The 18635-nt window shown below is 73.3% G+C and carries 19 protein-coding genes and 2 pseudogenes; 12 read left to right on the top strand and 9 right to left on the bottom strand.

Annotated features, from left to right (window positions below):
• On the bottom strand, nt 1-1371 hold a 1371-nt coding region (locus tag IF00_RS0124895; RefSeq protein ID WP_030321589.1), incomplete at its 3' end, for an AfsR/SARP family transcriptional regulator.
• Between the two features lie 114 nt (nt 1372-1485).
• Between IF00_RS0124895 and IF00_RS0124900 the strand changes: the two genes are divergently transcribed.
• Complete coding sequence (locus IF00_RS0124900) at nt 1486-2280, top strand: site-2 protease family protein (protein WP_030321591.1); 795 nt, start codon at nt 1486-1488, stop codon at nt 2278-2280.
• A 62-nt stretch (nt 2281-2342) separates the two neighbouring features.
• Here IF00_RS0124900 and IF00_RS0124905 read toward each other — a convergent pair whose 3' ends face one another.
• Together IF00_RS0124905 and npdG are read right to left on the bottom strand one after the other, a co-directional pair.
• Nucleotides 2343-2528, bottom strand: a complete 186-nt coding sequence (locus IF00_RS0124905) for a hypothetical protein (RefSeq protein WP_030321593.1) — start codon at nt 2526-2528, stop codon at nt 2343-2345.
• Between the two features lie 101 nt (nt 2529-2629).
• Nucleotides 2630-3343 carry an NADPH-dependent F420 reductase gene (gene npdG / locus IF00_RS0124910; RefSeq protein WP_030321595.1) on the bottom strand — a complete coding sequence of 238 codons (714 nt, stop codon included), beginning with the start codon at nt 3341-3343 and terminating at the stop codon, nt 2630-2632.
• A gap of 106 nt (nt 3344-3449) precedes the next feature.
• Here npdG and IF00_RS0124915 point away from each other — a divergent pair, with 106 nt between their 5' ends.
• Together IF00_RS0124915 and IF00_RS0124920 are read left to right on the top strand one after the other, a co-directional pair.
• Entirely contained in the window at nt 3450-4052 is a 603-nt protein-coding gene (locus IF00_RS0124915; RefSeq protein ID WP_030321596.1) for a hypothetical protein, read from the top strand.
• Between the two features lie 97 nt (nt 4053-4149).
• On the top strand, nt 4150-5469 hold the full coding sequence (locus tag IF00_RS0124920) for an MFS transporter (protein WP_030321598.1): 1320 nt from the start codon (nt 4150-4152) through the stop codon (nt 5467-5469).
• Nucleotides 5470-5510: 41 nt separating this feature from the next.
• Here IF00_RS0124920 and IF00_RS0124925 read toward each other — a convergent pair whose 3' ends face one another.
• Nucleotides 5511-5750, bottom strand: a complete 240-nt coding sequence (locus tag IF00_RS0124925) for a hypothetical protein (protein ID WP_030321599.1) — start codon at nt 5748-5750, stop codon at nt 5511-5513.
• 61 nt (nt 5751-5811) lie between these two features.
• Here IF00_RS0124925 and map point away from each other — a divergent pair, with 61 nt between their 5' ends.
• Both map and IF00_RS0124935 read left to right on the top strand, forming a co-directional pair.
• Nucleotides 5812-6669 (top strand): type I methionyl aminopeptidase, encoded by an 858-nt coding sequence (gene map, locus IF00_RS0124930; protein ID WP_030321601.1) that lies wholly within the window; start codon nt 5812-5814, stop codon nt 6667-6669.
• A gap of 115 nt (nt 6670-6784) precedes the next feature.
• Complete coding sequence (locus IF00_RS0124935; protein ID WP_030321603.1) at nt 6785-7435, top strand: biliverdin-producing heme oxygenase; 651 nt, start codon at nt 6785-6787, stop codon at nt 7433-7435.
• Nucleotides 7436-7542: 107 nt separating this feature from the next.
• Here IF00_RS0124935 and IF00_RS0124940 read toward each other — a convergent pair whose 3' ends face one another.
• Nucleotides 7543-8223 carry a PhzF family phenazine biosynthesis protein gene (locus IF00_RS0124940; protein ID WP_030321605.1) on the bottom strand — a complete coding sequence of 227 codons (681 nt, stop codon included), beginning with the start codon at nt 8221-8223 and terminating at the stop codon, nt 7543-7545.
• A gap of 116 nt (nt 8224-8339) precedes the next feature.
• Nucleotides 8340-9035, bottom strand: a pseudogene (locus IF00_RS46485) (HtaA domain-containing protein); the annotation flags it as partial.
• Between the two features lie 14 nt (nt 9036-9049).
• Between IF00_RS46485 and IF00_RS41560 the strand changes: the two are divergent.
• The 6 genes and pseudogenes from IF00_RS41560 to IF00_RS0124970 all read left to right on the top strand — a co-directional run.
• Nucleotides 9050-9289 (top strand): annotated as a pseudogene (locus tag IF00_RS41560) (iron chelate uptake ABC transporter family permease subunit); the annotation flags it as partial.
• Nucleotides 9286-10185, top strand: coding sequence for a heme ABC transporter ATP-binding protein (locus IF00_RS0124950; protein ID WP_051820607.1), 900 nt, complete (start codon nt 9286-9288; stop codon nt 10183-10185). The pseudogene IF00_RS41560 and the gene IF00_RS0124950, both read left to right, overlap by 4 nt.
• Before the next feature lie 166 nt (nt 10186-10351).
• Nucleotides 10352-11506 (top strand): iron uptake system protein EfeO, encoded by a 1155-nt coding sequence (gene efeO, locus IF00_RS0124955; RefSeq protein ID WP_030321608.1) that lies wholly within the window; start codon nt 10352-10354, stop codon nt 11504-11506.
• 28 nt (nt 11507-11534) lie between these two features.
• Nucleotides 11535-12818 carry an iron uptake transporter deferrochelatase/peroxidase subunit gene (gene efeB / locus IF00_RS0124960; protein ID WP_030321610.1) on the top strand — a complete coding sequence of 428 codons (1284 nt, stop codon included), beginning with the start codon at nt 11535-11537 and terminating at the stop codon, nt 12816-12818.
• A gap of 30 nt (nt 12819-12848) precedes the next feature.
• The gene (efeU, locus tag IF00_RS0124965; protein WP_030321612.1) at nt 12849-13730 is read left to right on the top strand and encodes an iron uptake transporter permease EfeU; all 882 of its coding nucleotides are present in this window, start codon (nt 12849-12851) and stop codon (nt 13728-13730) included.
• Nucleotides 13687-14763, top strand: a complete 1077-nt coding sequence (locus IF00_RS0124970; RefSeq protein WP_030321614.1) for an SCO2278 family lipoprotein — start codon at nt 13687-13689, stop codon at nt 14761-14763. The genes efeU and IF00_RS0124970 overlap by 44 nt, the downstream gene beginning before the upstream one ends.
• 139 nt (nt 14764-14902) lie before the next feature.
• On the opposite strand, the gene IF00_RS0124975 is transcribed toward IF00_RS0124970, so the two are convergent.
• Nucleotides 14903-15682 carry a bifunctional DNA primase/polymerase gene (locus IF00_RS0124975; protein WP_030321615.1) on the bottom strand — a complete coding sequence of 260 codons (780 nt, stop codon included), beginning with the start codon at nt 15680-15682 and terminating at the stop codon, nt 14903-14905.
• A 115-nt stretch (nt 15683-15797) separates the two neighbouring features.
• Nucleotides 15798-16418 (bottom strand): TetR/AcrR family transcriptional regulator, encoded by a 621-nt coding sequence (locus tag IF00_RS0124980; protein ID WP_030321617.1) that lies wholly within the window; start codon nt 16416-16418, stop codon nt 15798-15800.
• Nucleotides 16419-16589: 171 nt separating this feature from the next.
• On the opposite strand from IF00_RS0124980, the gene ddaH reads away from it, so the two are divergent.
• Nucleotides 16590-17420 carry a dimethylargininase gene (gene ddaH, locus IF00_RS0124985; RefSeq protein ID WP_342451054.1) on the top strand — a complete coding sequence of 277 codons (831 nt, stop codon included), beginning with the start codon at nt 16590-16592 and terminating at the stop codon, nt 17418-17420.
• Between the two features lie 116 nt (nt 17421-17536).
• Here the strand turns inward: ddaH and IF00_RS0124990 are convergent, their stop codons facing one another.
• Nucleotides 17537-18520 (bottom strand): small ribosomal subunit Rsm22 family protein, encoded by a 984-nt coding sequence (locus IF00_RS0124990; RefSeq protein WP_030321620.1) that lies wholly within the window; start codon nt 18518-18520, stop codon nt 17537-17539.
• Between the last annotated feature and the right edge of the window lie 115 nt (nt 18521-18635).

The following is an 18635-nucleotide window of genomic DNA, read 5'->3' on the forward strand; positions in this document are numbered from 1 at the left end:
CCGCTCCCCCAACAACCGCAACGCCATCCCCACCGGCAACGGCCCCAACGGCCGCACCACCTCCCCCGGCACCCCCAACGGCTCCCGGCTCGTCGCGAGGATCCGAAGGTCCGGGCAGCGGGCGAGCAGAGTCTCGGCGAGTGCGGCGGCGGCGGCCACGAGATGCTCGCAGTTGTCGAGGAGCACCAGCATCCGGCGGCCCGCGCAGTGCTCGACGAGCCGGCCGAGCGGGTCGTCCCCGGCCCGCAGCTCCTCGGCCCCGGCGCCGCGCAGCACCGTCTCGCGGGCGCCGACGGCCGCGAGGACGGCCTCCACGACTGCCTCCGGGTCGGTGACGGCCGCGAGTTCGGCGACCCAGACGCCGTCCGGCCAGGCCCCGTCGGCGGCCCCGCGCTCGGCCGCCTCCTGGGAGAGCCGGGTCTTCCCGGCGCCCCCGGGTCCCAGCAGGGTGACGAGCCGGGCCGTGCGCAGGTCGTCCCGGAGGGCGGCGATCTCCTCGTCGCGGCCGACGAAGCTGGTGAGCCGAGCGCGCAGATTGCCCCGGACGGAGCTCTCCTCCCGCTTCTCCCCGGTCCCCTCCTTTCCGGGCTTCGGCTCGTTTCCGGGCTTCGGCGCGGGCGGCGCGGGCGGCGCGGGCTCGGGCGTCCGCGGTCCCGTGAGCAGCTCCGCGTGGAGGGCGCGCAGGGCCGGCGACGGGTCCGTACCGAGGCGGTTGGCGAGGGCGCGCCGGACCGACTCGTACGCGGCGAGGGCCTCGGCCGCGCGTCCGGTGTCCCGCAGGGCCCGGATCCGCAGCGCCTGGAGGGTCTCGTCCAGGGGGTGGGCGGCGCAGAGGGCGGTCAGTTCGGGGAGGGCCGCGGGCGCCTCGCCGAGCCCGAGGGCGGCGTCGAGCCTGGCCCGGCGGACGTCGAGGCGGCGGGCCTCCCAGCGGGGGGCCTCCGCGTCCCGGTCGGGCAGGTCGGCGAGGGCGGAACCGCGCCAGAGACCGAGGGCCTCGTCGAGGAGGGCGGCGGCCCGGGCCGGGTCCCCGGCTCCGAGCGCGGCCACTCCCTGGGCGGCCAGGTGCTCGAAGCGGCGGGCGTCCACGTCCTCGGGCCGGGCGTCGAGCCGGTAGCCGCCCTCGGCGGAGACGATCCGGTCCCTGCCGAGTGCCTTGCGGAGCCGTCCGACGAGAGCCTGGAGCGCGGCGACGGCGTCGGCGGGCGGCTCGTCGCCGTGCCACACCTCGTCGACGAGGTCCGCTACGGGCACGGTCCGGCCGGCCCGCAGCGCGAGGACGGTGAGCAGGGCGCGGACCCGCGGGCCGCCGACGGCCACGTCGGTGCCGTCGGGCGTGCGGGCGAGGGTCGGGCCGAGGACGGAGTAGTACACGGGCCCATTCTCCGTGAGAGGGTCCCCGACTCCGGAACTCGCCCCGTCACCCGATACGTTTCCCGCACATCAGGCACCGAACGGCGCCACCTCAGTCCCCTGGGAGCTCCCGCGATGACCACGGCCACCACCCGGCGCCACGAGCGGCGGATCAGCCCCGTCTTCCTGGCGATCCTCGCCGTCATGGCCGTCACGGGCTGGGCGGTGTGGACGGACTTCGCCGCCCTGCCCGGACTGGCGATCTTCCTCTTCGTGACGTCGGCGTGGGTGGTGTCGCTCTGTCTCCACGAGTACGCGCACGCCCGGACGGCCCTGCACGGCGGTGACATCACGGTCGGCGCGAAGGGCTATCTGACCCTGAACCCGCTGGCGTACACCCATGCCGTCCTCAGCATCATCCTGCCCGTGCTGTTCGTGATCATGGGTGGAATCGGTCTGCCGGGCGGCGCGGTCTTCATCGAGCAGGGCCGGATCAAGGGCCGCTGGAAGCACAGCCTGATCTCGGCGGCGGGCCCGCTCGCGAACGTGCTGTTCGCGCTCGTCTGCACGGCCCCGTTCTGGCTGGACGCGCTCGACGGCGTCCCGCTCCCGTTCCAGTTCGCGCTGGCCTTCCTGGCGTTCCTCCAGGTGACCGCGGCGCTCCTGAACCTGCTGCCGGTGCCGGGCCTCGACGGGTACGGGATCGTCGAGCCCTGGCTGTCGTACAAGGTGAAGCGGCAGATCGAGCCGTACGCGCCGTACGGCTTCTTCATCGTGATCGCGCTGCTGTTCGTGCCGGCGGTCAACGACGGTTTCTTCGACGCGATCGACGCGCTGATGCGCTCGCTCGGGGTGCCGGAGCTGTCCCGCTACTGCGGCTCGCAGCTGTTCCGGTTCTGGCAGGAGACGCCGGAGTTCTGCCAGGTCTGAGGCCGGTGACCCCTGGAAGGCCGGACCGGCCTCCGAGGCCGGTCCGGGCTTGGGCGGCCGGTCTAGGCCTCGGCGGCCGCGGCCTTCTCGACCTTCGCGCGGCGGATGTAGTACCAGGTCATGTTGGAGGACAGGCCGGCGATCAGGACCCAGACGACGCCGAGGAAGCTGCCCTCGACGAAGGAGACGACGGCCGCGGTGACGGCCAGGGCGCAGACCACGAGGGCGAAGAGGGCGAGGCGGGGCATGGGGGTCGGCTCCTGTCCGGGTACGGCTGCTGTGCCCGTCCAGTGTCCCCCATGCCCTCCGTCCGGCCGGGACCGGCTCGGGCATCCTGCCCCGAAGCGGCTCAGATGTCGGTGACGCGCAGCCCCGCGTGGGCCTTGTAGCGGCGGTTGACCGAGATCAGGTTGGCGACGAGCGACTCGACCTGGTGGGCGTTGCGCAGCCGGCCGGCGAAGACGCCGCGCATGCCGGGGATGCGGCCGGCGAGGGCCTGGACGATCTCGACGTCGGCGCGCTCCTCGCCGAGGACCATCACGTCCGTGTCGATCTCCTCCAGGGAGGTGTCCTGGAGGAGGACGGCGGAGAGGTGGTGGAAGGCGGCGGCGACGCGGGAGTCCGGGAGGAGCGCGGCGGCCTGCTCGGCGGCGGAGCCCTCCTCGGGCTTGAGCGCGTAGGCGCCCTTCTTGTCGAAGCCGAGCGGGTTGACGCAGTCCACGACGAGCTTGCCCACGAGCTCCTCGCGGAGTGACTCCAGGGTCTTGGCGTGCCCGTCCCACGGCACGGCGATGATCACGATGTCGCTGCGGCGGGCGCAGTCGGCGTTGTCGGCGCCCTCGACGCCGTGGCCGATCCCGTCGGCGGCCTCCTGGGCGCGGTCGGCGGCGCGGGAGCCGATGATCACCTTCTGGCCGGCCTTGGCGAGCCGGTAGGCGAGGCCGCGCCCCTGGTCGCCGGTGCCGCCGAGGACGCCGACGACGAGGCCGGAGACATCGGGGAGGTCCCACGGGTCCTTCTGGGCGGCCTTGGCGGCGGGGGTGCTGGGAGTCGAGGAAGTCATGGACCCGACACTACCGAGCGGTCGGCCCGCCGGGGCGGCTCCCGTACGGGTGGAACCACCACAACCGGCCCCGCGAGGGCCGGTGTCTGGTGCAGGATGCGGGGCCATGGATGCCGTAAGGGTCGCGTTGCTGCGGGAAGTGCTCGCCGGGACGGAGTGGCCGCGGGCGGCCCGCCGGTTCGCGGGTGCGCTCCGGTCCTCGGTCGTCCCGCACCGGGGCGGGCTGCTCCTGGTCGGCACGGAGGAGTACGAGCCCTGGCACCTGGCAGCGCACCTGGTCGACGAGTCGGCCTGGTCGGGGATCCCCGAGCTGACGCCGACGCTGGTACGGCACCGGGTGCGGCCGGGAGATCCGGCGCATCTGGCGGTGGGGCTCGGTCGTCTGGAGGGGGCGGGGCGCGGGGCGACGCTGCTGATGGTGGCGCCGGACCGGCCGGACGCGGGGCTTCTGCAGCGGGTGCACGACGCCCGGCGGGCGGGGGCGACGGTGCTGTCGCTCGACGGCGGCGACGAGGAGGTGCGGGGGCTGGCGCACGAGACGCTCACGGTGGCGGAGGGGGCGGAGGTGGACCTGGACACGGTGCAGCATCTGGTGAGCGCGGCGGCCGGCGAGAACAGCCTGCCGCCCCCGCGGGGGAACCGGCGCTTCCGCGACCGCCTCTCGGACCTCGCGGACCGGCTGACGGCGCCGCCTCCGGCGCGCTGGTAGGAGGGGGCAGGGCCGCCCGGAGCGGCCGCCGCCGTGCCGGCGCGCCGGCGGGAAAATCGTTTGCCCCGTCCGGTGCGTCACCGGAGCATGGCCTCTCGTGTCTGCTGCCTTCGCGAAGCTCTCCGCGCTCCTGCCCGATCTGGCGCCGTGGCGCGCGTCCCGGGACTTCCGGCTGCTCTGGGTGCAGGGGCTCGTCACGTACTTCAGCAGCGCGATGGCGATGATCGCCCTGCCGCTGCAGATCAAGGAACTCACCGGTTCGCCGCTCGCCGTCGGTGCGATGGGCGCGGTCGAGCTGGTGCCGCTGGTGGTCTTCGGTCTGTACGGCGGGGCGCTCGCCGACGCGGTCGACCGGCGGAAGGTGATCCTCCTGACCGAGGCGGGTCTCGGCCTGCTCTCCGCGATCCTGCTCGTCAACGCCCTGCTTCCGACCCCGATGCTCTGGCCGCTGTACGTGGTCGCGGCCGGCGTCTCGGCGCTCGCGGGGCTCCAGCGGCCGGCCCTGGACTCGCTCCTGGCCCGGATCGTGCCGCACGAGCACCAGACCGCGGCGGCCGCGCTGAACTCGCTGCGCTGGCAGATGGGCTCGATCGCGGGCCCCGCGCTCGCCGGCCTGGTCGTGGCGTACGCGGGTCACGCGCCCGCGTACGGGGTGACGATCGTCGGTTTCGCCGCCTCGGTGCTGCTGTGCCGCCGGCTCTCCCCCGCGCCGCCCGCGCACGACGCGGAGAAGCCCTCGCTGCGGGGCATCGCGGAGGGCGCGCGGTACGCCTGGTCGAGGCCGGTGCTGCTCGGCACGTACGCGATCGACCTCGCGGCGATGTTCTTCGCCTTCCCGAACACGATCTTCCCGTTCCTCGCGGACGAGCTGGACGCGGACTGGTCGCTCGGCCTGATGTACGCGGCGGGTTCGGTCGGCTCGCTGGTGCTGGGCCTGACCAGCGGCTGGACGTCGACGGTGCGCCGGCACGGGCTGCTCGTGGTCGGGGGCGCCGCCGGCTGGGGTCTGGCGATCGCGGCGGCGGGCTGGTTCGGGAACATCTGGCCGGTGCTGCTCTGCCTGGCGTTCGCCGGGGCCGGCGACATGCTGAGCGGCCTGGGCCGGGCGACGATCTGGAACCAGACGATCCCGGAGGAGCTGCGCGGCAGGCTCGCGGGCATCGAGGTGCTCTCGTACAGCGTCGGCCCTCAGCTGGGCCAGGTCAGGGCGGGCGCGATGGCGGGCTGGACCGGCACCCGGTCGGCCGTCTGGACGGGCGGCGTGGCCTGCGTCGCCTCGGTGGGCCTGCTCTGCCTGGCGCTGCCGAAGCTGCTCACGTACGACTCCGAGACCGACGAGGACTCGCTGCGCCGCAAGGCCCAGCAGGAGGCGGCCCGGCAGGAAGCGGCGGAGCGGGAGGCGGCCGGGACCGTGTGAGCGGTCCCGGCCGGGTCCCGGCAGTCGGACAGGCAAGGCTCTCAGTCCGGCGGCTCCTGCGATTCCGGCTTCCCCGCCGTGTCGTGCCAGCGCGGGTCGGTCTCCCACTCCAGGTTCCGCTCGCGGGCGGTCTCCATCGCGTGGGCGGCCTCCTCGCGGGTGGCGTACGGGCCGAAGCGGTTCTTCGCCGGGCAGTCGGGGCCCTCTTCGACCTTCTGGTGCTCCAGGCAGTAGTACCACTCACCCGGTTTGCCCGCGGTGCGCTTCTTGAACAAAGCCATCGTCGTCGGCTCCTTCCTCCGAGACCATGCTGCCCCAGACCCGGTCGTTAGACTCGCTGGCATGTCTGGCCAGTCGCTTCTCGTCCCGGGGGAGCTCTCCCCCCATCGTTCCGTTCCGGGCTCCATCCGCCGCCCCGAGTACGTCGGGAAGCCCGCCCCGACCCCGTACAGCGGGCCCGAGGTGCAGGATTCCGACACCATCGAGCGGATGCGGATCGCCGGCCGCATCGCCGCGCAGGCGATGGAGGAGGCCGCCAAGCACATCGCGCCGGGTGTCACCACCGACGAGCTCGACCGGGTCGCGCACGCGTACATGTGCGACCACGGCGCCTACCCGTCCACCCTCGGCTACCGCGGGTTCCCGAAGTCGCTGTGCGCCTCGATCAACGAGGTCATCTGCCACGGCATCCCGGACTCCACCGTCCTGCGGGACGGCGACATCGTGAACCTCGACGTCACGGCGTACATCAACGGCGTCCACGGCGACAACAACGCCACCTACCTCTGCGGCGACGTCGACGAGGAGTCGCGGCTGCTCGTGGAGCGGACCCGGGAGTCCCTGAACCGGGCCATCAAGGCGGTCAAGCCGGGCCGCCAGATCAACATCATCGGCCGGGTCATCGAGTCGTACGCCAAGCGCTTCGGCTACGGCGTCGTCCGTGACTTCACGGGCCACGGCATCAACTCGTCCTTCCACTCCGGCCTGATCGTCCCGCACTACGACTCGCCCCACCACACCACCGAGATCAAGACCGGCATGACCTTCACCATCGAGCCGATGCTGACGCTCGGCACCCACGACTACGAGATGTGGGACGACGGCTGGACGGTCGTGACCAAGGACCGGAAGCGGACCGCGCAGTTCGAGCACACGCTCGTCGTGACGGAGACCGGGGCGGAGATCCTGACGTTGCCCTAGCCCTTCGAATGGGTAGAGCCTTTACCGACAGGACGTCGGGAACCAGTTGACTTAGGTAAGCCTAACTTGGCAGGATCGTCACTGGTTCCCGTCCCATCGGTCCCGGAGGCACGCCTTGGACACGCCCTTCTCCACGCTCATCCGTACGGCCTCGCACGAGCAGCACACGGAGGCGGAGACGTCGTCGTTCATGGGCGACCTCCTGGGCGGACGCCTGGCCGTCGACGCCTACGCGCGCTACACCGAGCAGCTCTGGTTCGTGTACCGGGCCCTGGAGGACGGCGCGGAGGCCCTGCGCTCGGACCCGGTCGCCGGGCCCTTCATACAGCCCGAACTGTTCCGCACGGCCTCCCTGGAGCAGGACCTCGCCCATCTGCGGGGCCCCGACTGGCGCGCCGGGGTCTCCCCGCTGCCCGCCACCGTGGCGTACGCCGAGCGGGTCGCCGAGTGCGCCCGTGACTGGCCCGCGGGGTACGTGGCCCACCACTACACGCGCTACCTGGGTGACCTGTCGGGCGGTCAGATCATCCGCGACAAGGCGGAGCGCACCTGGGGCTTCGCACGCAAGGGCGACGGCGTCCGCTTCTACGTGTTCGACACGATCTCCAACCCGGCCGCGTTCAAGCGGGCGTACCGGGAGCTCCTGGACGGGGTGAACGCCGACGACCTGGAGAAGCAGCGGATCGTCGACGAGTGCAAGCGCGCGTTCGCCTTCAACAGCGCGGTCTTCCAGCAGCTGGGCGGCGAGTTCCCGCTGACGGCCTGAGGGTGGCCCGGAAGGCCTCGGCGCGTGACGGTGGGCCCGGAAGGCCTCGGCGCGTGACGGTGGGCCCGGAAGGCCTCGGCGCGTGAGCCCTCAGGACCTTCGCGTGCTCACCGCGTGAGCGTTCCCTCCAGGCGGACCCGTCCGCCGAGTTCCACGATGCCGTCAGGGCCGGGGGCAGTGAGCAGCTGCGAACCCCGGCCCTGCGTGATGTTCAGGGCCCGTCCCAGCTCCGCCGTGAGCAGCAGTGCCGCCGCGCCGGTCGCCTCGTCCTCGTCGATGCCGTCGCCGCGCCCGGGGAACGCCCGAGCCCTGATCCGGCCCGCGGCCTCCTCCTCCCAGGCCCAGGCGTAGATCCACTCGCCCGGCTCGGGCACGTCGAGCGCGTCCACCTCGGCGGCGGAGCCGTACCGGCGCAGGGTCCGGGGCGGCGCCCACTCGGCGCGCGCCTCGATCCAGGTGAACTCCCCGTCGCCGCGCACCCACACCTCGCCCGCGGGCGGGACGACGACCTCCAGGTCGAGCAGCCAGGCGGCGCCGACCAGCGGGTGTCCGGCGAAGGGCAGCCGCAGGCCGGGGGTGTAGATGTCGACGATCCCGCGCTCCGGGTCGTCCACGAACACGGTCTCGCTGAACCCGAGTTCCTTGGCGAGCGCCTGCCGGGAGGCCTCGTCGGGGTGGGTACGGGCGTCCCGTACGACCCCGAGGGCGTTGCCGTGCCGGCCGTCGGCCGCGCAGAAGACCCGGAGGACGTCGATGTCGGTGGCGGTGCTGGGCACGGTCGTGTTCATGGCGGAAATTGAACCATTTCGCGGCGCGCGGGCAGGACCGCACCCGCGAATCGGGTGCGGTCCTGCCTCTTCCGAGGGGCGGTTCCCGGTGGGTGCCCCGAGGGCGTGGCGGTGGTTCAGGACTCCGTGGCGCGGCGGCGTACGGCGACGACGACGGCCGCTCCGGCCGCGGCGAGGGCGCCGGAGGCGCCGAGCAGGAGGCCGGTCGGGGCGCCCGAGCCGGTCGCCGCGAGGGAGCCGGAGCCGCCCGCGGAACCGGCGCCGCCGACCGTACCGGCGCCGCCGACGGTCCCGCCGCCGCCCGTGGTGGACGAGCCGCCCGCCTCGCCGCCGCTGGTGCCGGTGGAGCCGGAGCCGCCGGTCCCGCCGGAGGCCGAGGGCAGCGTGGCGTCCTCGTCGAGCGAGAGGGTGAGAGTCAGCGGGTCCATCGCGGTGCCGGTCGGGTAGCCGCCCTGGCCTCCGGGGGCGGCGAACGTGGCGGAGCCGGCCGCCGTCAGCCTGGCCGGAATGTTCGCGAGGGTGACGACCCCGTCGTGCGCCGTCCAGTCGGACGCCGACAGGTCCAGGTCGGCGAAGGCCACGTCGTTCCGGGTGCCCCGGGCGCTGGTGACGTCGGCGGTGAGGGTGCCGGTGGAGCCGGCCGCCTTCACCCTCACGTCACTGATGGTCCAGTTGATGTCGTGGGCGGCGCAGACGAAGGCGAGCTTGCCGGAGAAGGCGGCCTCGGCCTTGCGGGCCTCGGCGTCGAGGTCGGCCTCGACGAAGCCGAACGCGTAGGAGGCGCCCTGCCTCTTCGCGCCGCCGGAGGCGGTGACCGAGCCGCCGCACCTTCGTCGGTCTGCTCGTACCGCATCTGCTGCGGATGGCGAACGGCCCGGCCCACCGGTTCCTGGTGCCGGGCAGCGCGCTCGGCGGCGCGGTCGTCCTCACGGCCGGCGACCTCGCGGCCCGTACGGTCGCGGCCCCGGCCGAACTTCCCCTGGGCGTCCTCACCGCCCTCCTCGGCAGCCCGTTCTTCTTCTGGCTGCTGCGCAGGACCCGTCGCAGGCAAGGTGGTTGGGCATGACGTCCGTACGGCTCCGGGGGCTGCTCCCCGCACTCGCGCACCGGCGCACGCGCACCCTGCCCTCCCCCGCCGCGCCGGGCGCGACGGTCGCCGAGGCCGTCGGCGTACGGCTCGAACGGGGCGGCCGGGCCGTCCTCGACGACGTCGGCATCGGCGTCCGGGCCGGAGAGGTCCTCGCCCTGGTCGGGCCCAACGGCGCCGGGAAGTCGACCCTGCTCGCCGCGCTCGCCGCCGATCTCGTCCCGAGCGCCGGAGAGGTACGGATCGGGTGCCGGCCGGCGTCCGGCTGGACACCCGGCGAACTCGCCCTGCGACGGGCGGTGCTGCCGCAGGACGCGGCGCTCTCCTTCCCCTTCGCCGCGGCCGACGTGGTGCGGATGGGCCGGGCCCCGTGGGCGGGGACCGCGGGGGAGGACGAGGACGAGGCGGCGGTCGCCGAGGCGATGGCGGCCACCGACGTCGGGGCCCTCGCCGGACGCCCGTTCTCCGCGCTGTCGGGCGGCGAGCGGGCCAGGGTCGCGCTGGCCCGGGTGTTGTCCCAGCGGACCGGCCTCCTGCTGCTCGACGAACCGACGGCCGCGCTCGACCTGCGCCACCAGGAACTGGTCCTGCGGGTGTGCCGGGAGCGGGCGGCGGCCGGGGACGCGGTGGTGGTCGTGCTGCACGACCTCGGGCTCGCGGCCGCCCACGCGGACCGGGTAGCGGTGCTGCACGGCGGCCGGATCGCGGTGGAGGGGCCGCCCGCGGAGGTCTTCGAGGAGGAGTTGCTGAGCCGCGTCTACCGGCAGCCGGTGGAGGTCTTCCCGCACCCGCGGACCGGCGTGCCGCTTGTCGTGCCGAAGCGGACCGGCGCCGTCCGCGAGGAACTCGAAAACGGGACAATTCACCGCTCTTGACTCGCCTTTGACCACCCCATGAGGACCCCATGAAGCCCCTGTGATCCCGCCGTGTCCGGTCCGCCGGACCTGAGAGCTGAATCACTGGACGATCGGGTATGGCTGAGGTAAGCCTCGGTTAAGTTAGGTCGGCCTCAGTCCCCGTCCCCGCGTTCCTGGAGTACCCATGCGAGCCGTTCGCCTCTCCGTCGTCACCGCCGCCGCGACCGCGGCGGCCCTGGCCGCCGTCACCGGCTGCACCGAGAAGAGCGACGCCAAGGCGGACGACGGCACGGTCACCGTCGTCGCCAAGGACGACTCCTGCGAGGTCTCGAAGAAGGAGTTCCCCGCGGGCCACGTGCAGCTGTCCGTCGAGAACCGCGGCTCCAAGGTCACCGAGGTCTACGTCCTCTACCCGGACGACCGGATCGTCACCGAGCGCGAGAACATCGGCCCGGGGACCAAGGCGAGCCTGACCGCCGAGATCAAGGCCGGCGACTACGAGATCGCCTGCAAGCCCGGCATGGTCGGCGACGGCATCCGCCAGCAGGTCAAGGCCACCGGCGGCGCCGCCGGCGCCAAGCGCTCCCCCGAGATGGACGCGGCCGTCGCCGCCTACCGTCAGTACGTCCAGGCGCAGGCCGACGCGACCCTCCCCAAGGTGAAGGTCTTCACCGACGCCGTCCGCGCCGGTGACCTGGAGGCCGCGAAGAAGGCCTACGCCGAGTCCCGGATCGGCTGGGAGCGCACCGAGCCGGTCGCCGAGTCCTTCGGTGACATCGACCCCAAGGTCGACGTCCGCGAGGACGGCCTGGAGGCCGGCCAGGACCCGGCAAAGGACTGGACCGGCTGGCACCGCCTGGAGAAGGCCCTCTGGAAGGACAAGAAGCTCGGCGAGCGCGAGAAGCAGCTCGCCGACCTCCTCGACAAGGACCTCGCGGACTGGGTGAAGCGGGTCGGCAAGGCCGAGATCACCCCGACCTCGATGGCCAACGGCGCCAAGGAGCTCCTCGACGAGGTCGCCACCGGCAAGGTCACAGGCGAGGAGGAGCGTTACTCCCACACCGACCTCGTCGACTTCAAGGCCAACGTCGAGGGCGCGCAGAAGTCCTTCGACCTGCTGCGGCCGGTCGCCACGAAGAACGACCCGAAGCTCGTCGCCGAACTGGAGAAGCAGTTCGCCGCGCTGAACACGCTGCTCGACAAGTACCGCACGGACAAGAACAGCTACGTCTTCACCTCGTACGAGAAGGTCGGCCCGGCGGAGCGCAAGGAGCTGTCGGACGGCGTCAACGCGCTGGCCGAGCCGCTCTCCAAGCTCTCCGCCGCCGTCGTCAAGTAACGGACAGAGAGAACGGGGAGGCGCGGACATGTCCGAGGAGACCCAGGAAGACCAGGAGACGACGACGGCCCCGGCCGCCGCGCCCTCCCGTCGCAAGGTCATCGCCCTGGGCGGCGCCGGGCTCGCGCTCGGTGCCGCCGCGGCGGGCGGCGCCGCCGCGCTGCTGGCACGGGACGGGGACACCCCGGTACCGGTCGCCGACAGCGGCGCGGCCGTCCCCTTCCACGGCCCGCACCAGGCCGGCATCGCCACCGCCGTACAGGACCGGCTGCACTTCGCGGCCTTCGACGTGACGACGACCGACCGCGCCGAGCTGGTCCAGCTCCTCAAGGACTGGACGCGGGCGGCCGAGCGCATGACGGCCGGGGCCGAGGTCGGCGAGGGCGCGTACGGCGGCCTCCCGGAGGCGCCGCCCGACGACACCGGCGAGGCCCTCGGCCTCAAGCCCTCCCGTCTCACCCTCACGATCGGCTTCGGCCCCACGCTCTTCGACGGGCGTTTCGGGCTGAAGGACAAGCAGCCCGGGGCCTTGGTGGAACTGCCCAAGTTCCCGGGCGACAACCTGGATCCGGCGCGCAGCGGCGGCGACCTCTGCGTGCAGGCGTGCGCGGACGACCCGCAGGTCGCCGTGCACGCCATCCGGAACCTGGCACGGATCGGCTTCGGCAAGGTCGCGGTGCGCTGGTCGCAGCTGGGCTTCGGCAAGACGTCCTCGACGACCCCGGACGCCCAGACCCCCCGTAACCTCTTCGGCTTCAAGGACGGCACCCGCAACATCGCGGGCACCGAGACCGAGCGGCTCGCGAAGCACGTCTGGGTCTCCGGGAAGGACGCCGCGGGCCCGGCCGCCTGGATGGACGGCGGCTCGTACCTCGTCGCCCGCCGCATCCGGATGAACGTCGAGACCTGGGACCGTACGCCGCTGGCCGAGCAGGAGGACATCTTCGGCCGCGACAAGCGCGAGGGCGCGCCCGTCGGCAAGGCCAAGGAACACGACGAGCCGTTCCTGAAGGCGATGAAGCCGGACTCGCACGTGCGGCTCGCCCATCCGGACACCAACGGCGGGGCGACGATCCTGCGCCGCGGCTACTCCTTCACCGACGGAACGGACGGCCTCGGCCGCCTGGAGGCGGGGCTGTTCTTCCTGGCGTACCAGAAGGACGTGCGGACCGGCTTCATCCCGGTGCAGACCTCTCTGGCGCGGGCCGACGCCCTCAACGAGTACATCCAGCACGTGGGTTCGGCGCTGTTCGCGATCCCTCCGGGCGTCCGCGACAAGGGCGACTGGTGGGGCCGGGCGCTGTTCTCGTGACACTCCACGCAACCCCGGGAGGGAACCGGCGTGTTCGGTAACTATCTGATCGGCCTGCGCGAGGGCCTCGAGGCCAGCCTGGTCGTCTGCATCCTCATCGCCTATCTGGTGAAGACCGGACGGCGGGACGCGCTGAAGCCGATCTGGATCGGCATCGGCGTGGCCGTCGGTGTGGCCCTGGCCTTCGGCGCCGGCCTCGAGTTCGGCTCCCAGGAGCTGACCTTCGAGGCGCAGGAGCTGCTCGGCGGCTCGCTCTCGGTCGTCGCGGTCGTCCTGGTCACCTGGATGGTCTTCTGGATGCGGCGCACCGCCCGGCACCTCAAGGCCGAGCTGCACGGCAAGCTCGACGCGGCCCTCCGGATGGGCACGGGCGCGCTGGTCGCCACCGCGTTCCTCGCGGTGGGGCGCGAGGGTCTGGAGACGGCGCTGTTCGTGTGGGCGTCGGTCCGGGCCTCCTCGGACGGCACGTTCGCCCCGCTGGCCGGTGTGCTGCTCGGCCTGCTCACCGCGGTGCTCCTCGGCTGGCTGTTCTACCGGGGCGCGCTGAGGATCAACCTGGCCAGGTTCTTCACCTGGACCGGCGGGATGCTGGTCGTGGTCGCGGCGGGCGTCCTCGCGTACGGCGTGCACGACCTCCAGGAGGCCCGCTTCCTGGACGGCCTCGCGAACAAGGCCTTCGACATCTCGGCGACCATCCCGCCGGACAGCTGGTACGGCACGCTCCTCAAGGGCGTCTTCAACTTCCAGCCGAACCCGACGGTCCTTCAGGTCACGGTGTGGGCGCTGTATCTGGTCCCGACGCTCGCGCTGTTCCTGGCCCCGATAGGGTCGGGTCCGTCCACGCGGGTGAAGAAGCAGAAGGCGACCGATGAGAAGGCTGACGCTGAGGCGAGCGCCGGGACGACCGCTTGAGCGGCTGTCGGCAGGACGGTCCACGCGACCCACGAGAGCCGCGCGCCCCGCGCGCCCCGTACGTCTCCTCGCGGCGACGGCCGCCGCGACCGTCCTCGCGCTGACGGCGAGCGGCTGCGTCACCGTCCACGGTGAGCTCGCCCTGATGCCGCCGGCCACCCAGTCCGAGGCCGCGCAGGCCCTCGCCGACTTCACGGCCGCCTACAACGCGGCCGACAAGGCCCACGACCCGGCCCTCGTCGCGGGCCGGGTCACCGGTCCGCTGGGCGAGATCAACCAGGCGGGTCTGCGTGCGCGTGCGGTGACGTCCCCCGGCGGCAACCCGAACCACCGCCCCCTCGAACTGTCGGACGCGCGCTTCGTGCTGCCCAGGAAGGCGGGCTGGCCGCGCTGGTTCCTCGCGGACACCGACCCCAACCTGGACACCGACGAGGGCGCCGGTGACCAGCGCTGGCTCGTCGTCTTCGTACGCAACGGGCCCCAGCAGCTGTGGGAAGCGGCCCACCTGGTGATCATGAGCCCGTCGCAGGTGCCCGAGTTCGCCGAGGAGGACGGGTACGCGGTGCCGGTCGCCGCGAACACCGACACGCTCGCGGTCGCGCCCGCGGACCTCGGCAAGGAGTACGTCTCGTACCTGCAGGACGGGCAGCCGGGGCCGTACGCGGCGGGTCCGCACACGACGCTGCTGCGGGAGCAGCGGCAGAAGGGCGCCAAGCGCCCGGGGCTCGCCACCCAGTACCTGGACCGGGTCGCGGACCAGGGCGACTTCGCGCCGCTCGGGCTGCGGACGAAGGACGGCAGCGCGTTCGTCTTCTTCGCGACGCGTTTCTTCGAGCGGCAGACGGCGGCGCCGGGCTACCGGCCCAAGGTCGACCCCGACATCAAGGCGCTGCTGACCGGCGAGGTCAAGAACACGGTCACCAAGGAGTGGGTGTCCAACCAGGCGGTCCTGGTGAAGCCGACGGGCACGGACCGCGACGGGGTCACGATCAAAGCCCGGCTCCAGGGCGTGGTGGGCGCGCAGGGCTCGTAACGGCCCGGTCGCCCGCTTCTCGGGCTGCCGGTCAGGCCGCCGGTCAGGTCACTGCTCAGGCCATGGCTCAGCGAGACGGCGGGTCGGCAGCTCAGCGGGTCAGCGGGTCAGCGGGTCAGCGGGTCAGCGGGTCAGCGGGTCAGCGGGTCAGCGGCCAGGCGATCTCGTGGGCCGTGTGCTCGCCGTCGCCCTCCGCCTCGCGCGCGGCCGCGTGGCGGGCGCAGGCGTCCTGAAGGGTCTCCAGGAGGTTCAGCGGGTCCGGCAGCGGATGCTCGGGGCCGCGGAGCCAGGCGACGACCGGATGGGCGCTCTCGTCCCCGGGGAGCCGGGCGGGCGGTACGAGGACGTAGCTGCCGCGGCAGTGCCAGCGGAGCCCCGGGTGCTCGTCCATGGTCTCGGGGTGGCAGTCGAGCTCACACGGCCACCACTCGTCCTCGTCCTCGGGGGTGCCGCGGGTGGCGGTGAAGAAGAGCATCCGCCCGCCGACCGTGTCGACGTCGGCGGACTCGGCGACCGGCCCGACCTCGACGCCCTCGGCGAGGAGGCGCTCCAGGGCGGCGCGGCCGGCGGCGAGCGGTACGTCGAGGACGTCGTGGACCATGCCGGTGGCGGTGATGAAGTTCGCCTCGGGCTCGTTGCGGGCCCAGCGCTCGATCTGGGCGCGGTCGGTGGTCGACTGCGTCTGCCAGGCGAAGGACACCGGGTGCCGGGCGGGGGTGGGACAGCCGATCCGCTCACAGGAACAGCTGTAGCCGACGGGGTACGCGGCGGGGGCGAGGGGCAGCCCTGCGGCTGCGACGGCCAGGAGCAGCTTCTCGCGGTCGTTCTCGTCGTCGGCCGCGGTGCGTTTCGGGCGCCTGCGCAGCCACTGCGCGAGTTTGCTCTCCGTGCCGCGGTAGCGGTCGATCCCGTCGCCCATCTATCCCCTCACACCTCATGCTCGCCCGTTCGGCTCTGCCCATGGTCCCACCATCCTGCGCCTTGGGTGACCGGAGTGCGGAACCGGGGTGTGGAACCGGTGTGCGACGGACGATTCAGGCCCTCGGCACGAGGCCGCGCAGGGCGAGGTCGACGAGGCTGTCGGCGTACGCGTGGGTCAGCGGCAGGGTGCGGTGGAGCCAGCGGTGGTGGAGCGGTCCGACGAGCAGTTCGAGGGCGATCCGGGGGTCGACGCCGGGGTCCACGTCGCCGGCCGCCTGGGCCGCCTCGATGCGGCGGGCGTAGTACTGGAGCTGTGGTTCGAGGAGCGCCTCGGTGAAGCGGGCGCCGAGCTCGGGGTCGACGATGCCCTCGGCGGCGAGGGCGCGGGTGGGGGCGTCGAACGTGGGGTCGTTCATCTCGTCGACGGTGGCGCGCAGGACGTACCTGAGGTCGGCGGCGAGGTCGCCGGTGTCGGGGATCTCACTGTCGGCGTCCCCGCCCAGGGCCTCGTTCGCGCGGGCCGCGAGGTCCAGGAAGGCGTCGAGGAGGACGGCGGCCTTGGAGGGCCACCAGCGGTAGATGGTCTGCTTGCCGACCCCGGCGCGGGCGGCAATGCCCTCGATGGTGGTCTTCGCGTAGCCGGTCTCGGAGACGAGGGCGAGGGCGGCGTCGAAGATGGCGCGGCGGGAGCGCTCGCTGCGGCGGGAGGCGTCGGGCGCCTTGGTGTCGGACATGGGCCCAATCTAGCAGCCTACGAGACGGCGCGTCTCGCGAGTCGTGGCCAGAGCCGAACCACCCGAACGGTCCACAGCGCGGGCGGCCCGGAAGGCGGACCATGGGGTCACCGATCCGGCGGATCTTCACCCCGCCGGCGTCTCTGACCGCCCGTCCGTGAGGAGCCCTCATTGCGCACCACTCCGCGCACGTCCTCGCCCCGCCGTTATCTGATGTGCCCACCCACGCACTTCACGGTGACGTACTCCATCAACCCCTGGATGGACCCCACGAAACCGGTCGACCTGCCGCTCGCCCTCGCCCAGTGGGAGGACCTGCGCGACCGCTACCGCGCGCTCGGCCACACGGTCGAGCTCCTCGCCCCCGACCCGGCGCTGCCGGACATGGTCTTCGCGGCGAACGGCGCCACCGTCGTCGAAGGCCGGGTCCTCGGAGCGAAGTTCGCCCACGCGGAGCGCACGGCCGAGGCCGGGGCGCATCTGGCCTGGTTCCGGGGAAACGGTTGGGCAGCCGACGACGTACGGGCTCCGGAGCACGTCAACGAGGGCGAGGGGGACTTCGCCGTCACCGCCTCCTGGATCCTCGCCGGGCGCGGCTTCCGCTCCAGCCCGCTCTCGCACGACGAGGCGCAGGAGTTCTTCGGCCGCCCGGTGATCGGCCTCGAACTGGTGGACCCGCGGTACTACCACCTGGACACGGCGCTGTGCGTCCTGGACGACGCGGGCGACGAGGTCATGTACTACCCGGACGCCTTCTCCCCCGGCAGCCGCGCGGTGCTCGCCCGGCTGTTCCCGGACGCCCTGATCGCGACGGCCGAGGACGCGGCGGCCCTCGGTCTGAACGCGGTCAGCGACGGCCGGAACGTCCTCCTCCCCCAGGCGGCGGTGGGCCTCTTCGAACCGCTGCGGCGGCGGGGCTTCGAGCCGATCGGCATGGACCTGGGTGAGCTGCTCAAGGGCGGCGGCAGCGTGAAGTGCTGCACCCAGGAGCTGCGGCCCTAGCCCACACCGCGCCGGCCGGCCGATGCCGCCGGGGACGCCTCGGCAACGCGCCCCTCCCGGTCCGCGGAAACGTGACTGCGGGGGGCGCTTCCGGTGGGTCCGCGCAGACGGGGCTCTCAGCCCTCGTCCTCCGGCGGCCAGGAGTCGCCCCACTCCGCGTCGCGGGCCTGCTTGTAGAGCGGGCCGTGGCGCTTGGTGACCGTGTCGCGGGTCAGGCCGTCCGGGCCGCACAGGTCGAGGAGGACCAGGCCCTTGCGGATCTGCGGCCTGCGGGTGATGCGGGAGGTCGCCGGCGCCGGCGGGAACCGGGTCGCCGCCACGTAGCTGTACTTCTCGTCCTCGTACGGCAGCGAACCGCCCTTGACCTTCCGGTGCAGCGAGGAACGGCTGACCCGGGCCGAGAAGTGGCACCAGTCCGTGCCCGGCTCGATCGGGCAGGCCCCGCTGTGCGGGCAGGGCGCGGCGACCGTGAATCCGGCCTCGATCAGCAGGGTGCGGGCCGCGATGATCCGCTCGTAGCCGTCGGGGGTGCCGGGCTCGACGATCACGACCGTCTGCGCGACACGCGCCGCCTCGGTCACGAGGGCTGCCCGGTCGGCCTCGGTCAGCTCCTTGAGCACGTACGACACGGTGACGAGGTCCGTGTCGGCGAGCCGCAGCGCGCCGCCGATCCTGGCCGTGCGCCACTCCATGTCCAGGGCCCCGGCGGCGAGCTCGCGCCCGAGGGCGAGGGCCGGCTCGGCCCAGTCCAGGACGGTGGTGCGGGGCGGCTGCTCCTCCCAGGCCTCGGCGACGGCCCAGCCGGCCGCGCCCGTACCGCCGCCGACGTCGGTGTGGGTACGCGGCTCCCAGTCGGGTGCCGCCTCGCGCAGGGCGCCGAGGGCGCCCCGTACCGCCTCGAAGGTCGCCGGCATCCGGTACGCGGCGTACGCGGCGACGTCGGAGCGGTCGCGCAGCACGGGGGTGTCCGTCGGGGTGGTCCCCCGGTAGTTGGCGATCAGCCGGTCGACGGCCTGGGCCGCCTGCTTGGGGGGCAGCCCGTCGAGGAGCCCGGCGAGGGCGGCGCGCAGGGAGTCGGCGGAGGGAGCGGAGGCGTTCACCGAGACAGTCTAGGCGGCGGGACCGGTGGCCTCGGCGGCCCACGGAGCCCCCTGCGCCGCACCGGGCGACACCGGGGCGGCCCACGGAGCCCCCTGCGCCCCACCGGGCGACACC

This window comes from Streptomyces flavochromogenes (assembly GCF_000717595.1).
Lineage (GTDB): Bacteria > Actinomycetota > Actinomycetes > Streptomycetales > Streptomycetaceae > Streptomyces > Streptomyces flavochromogenes.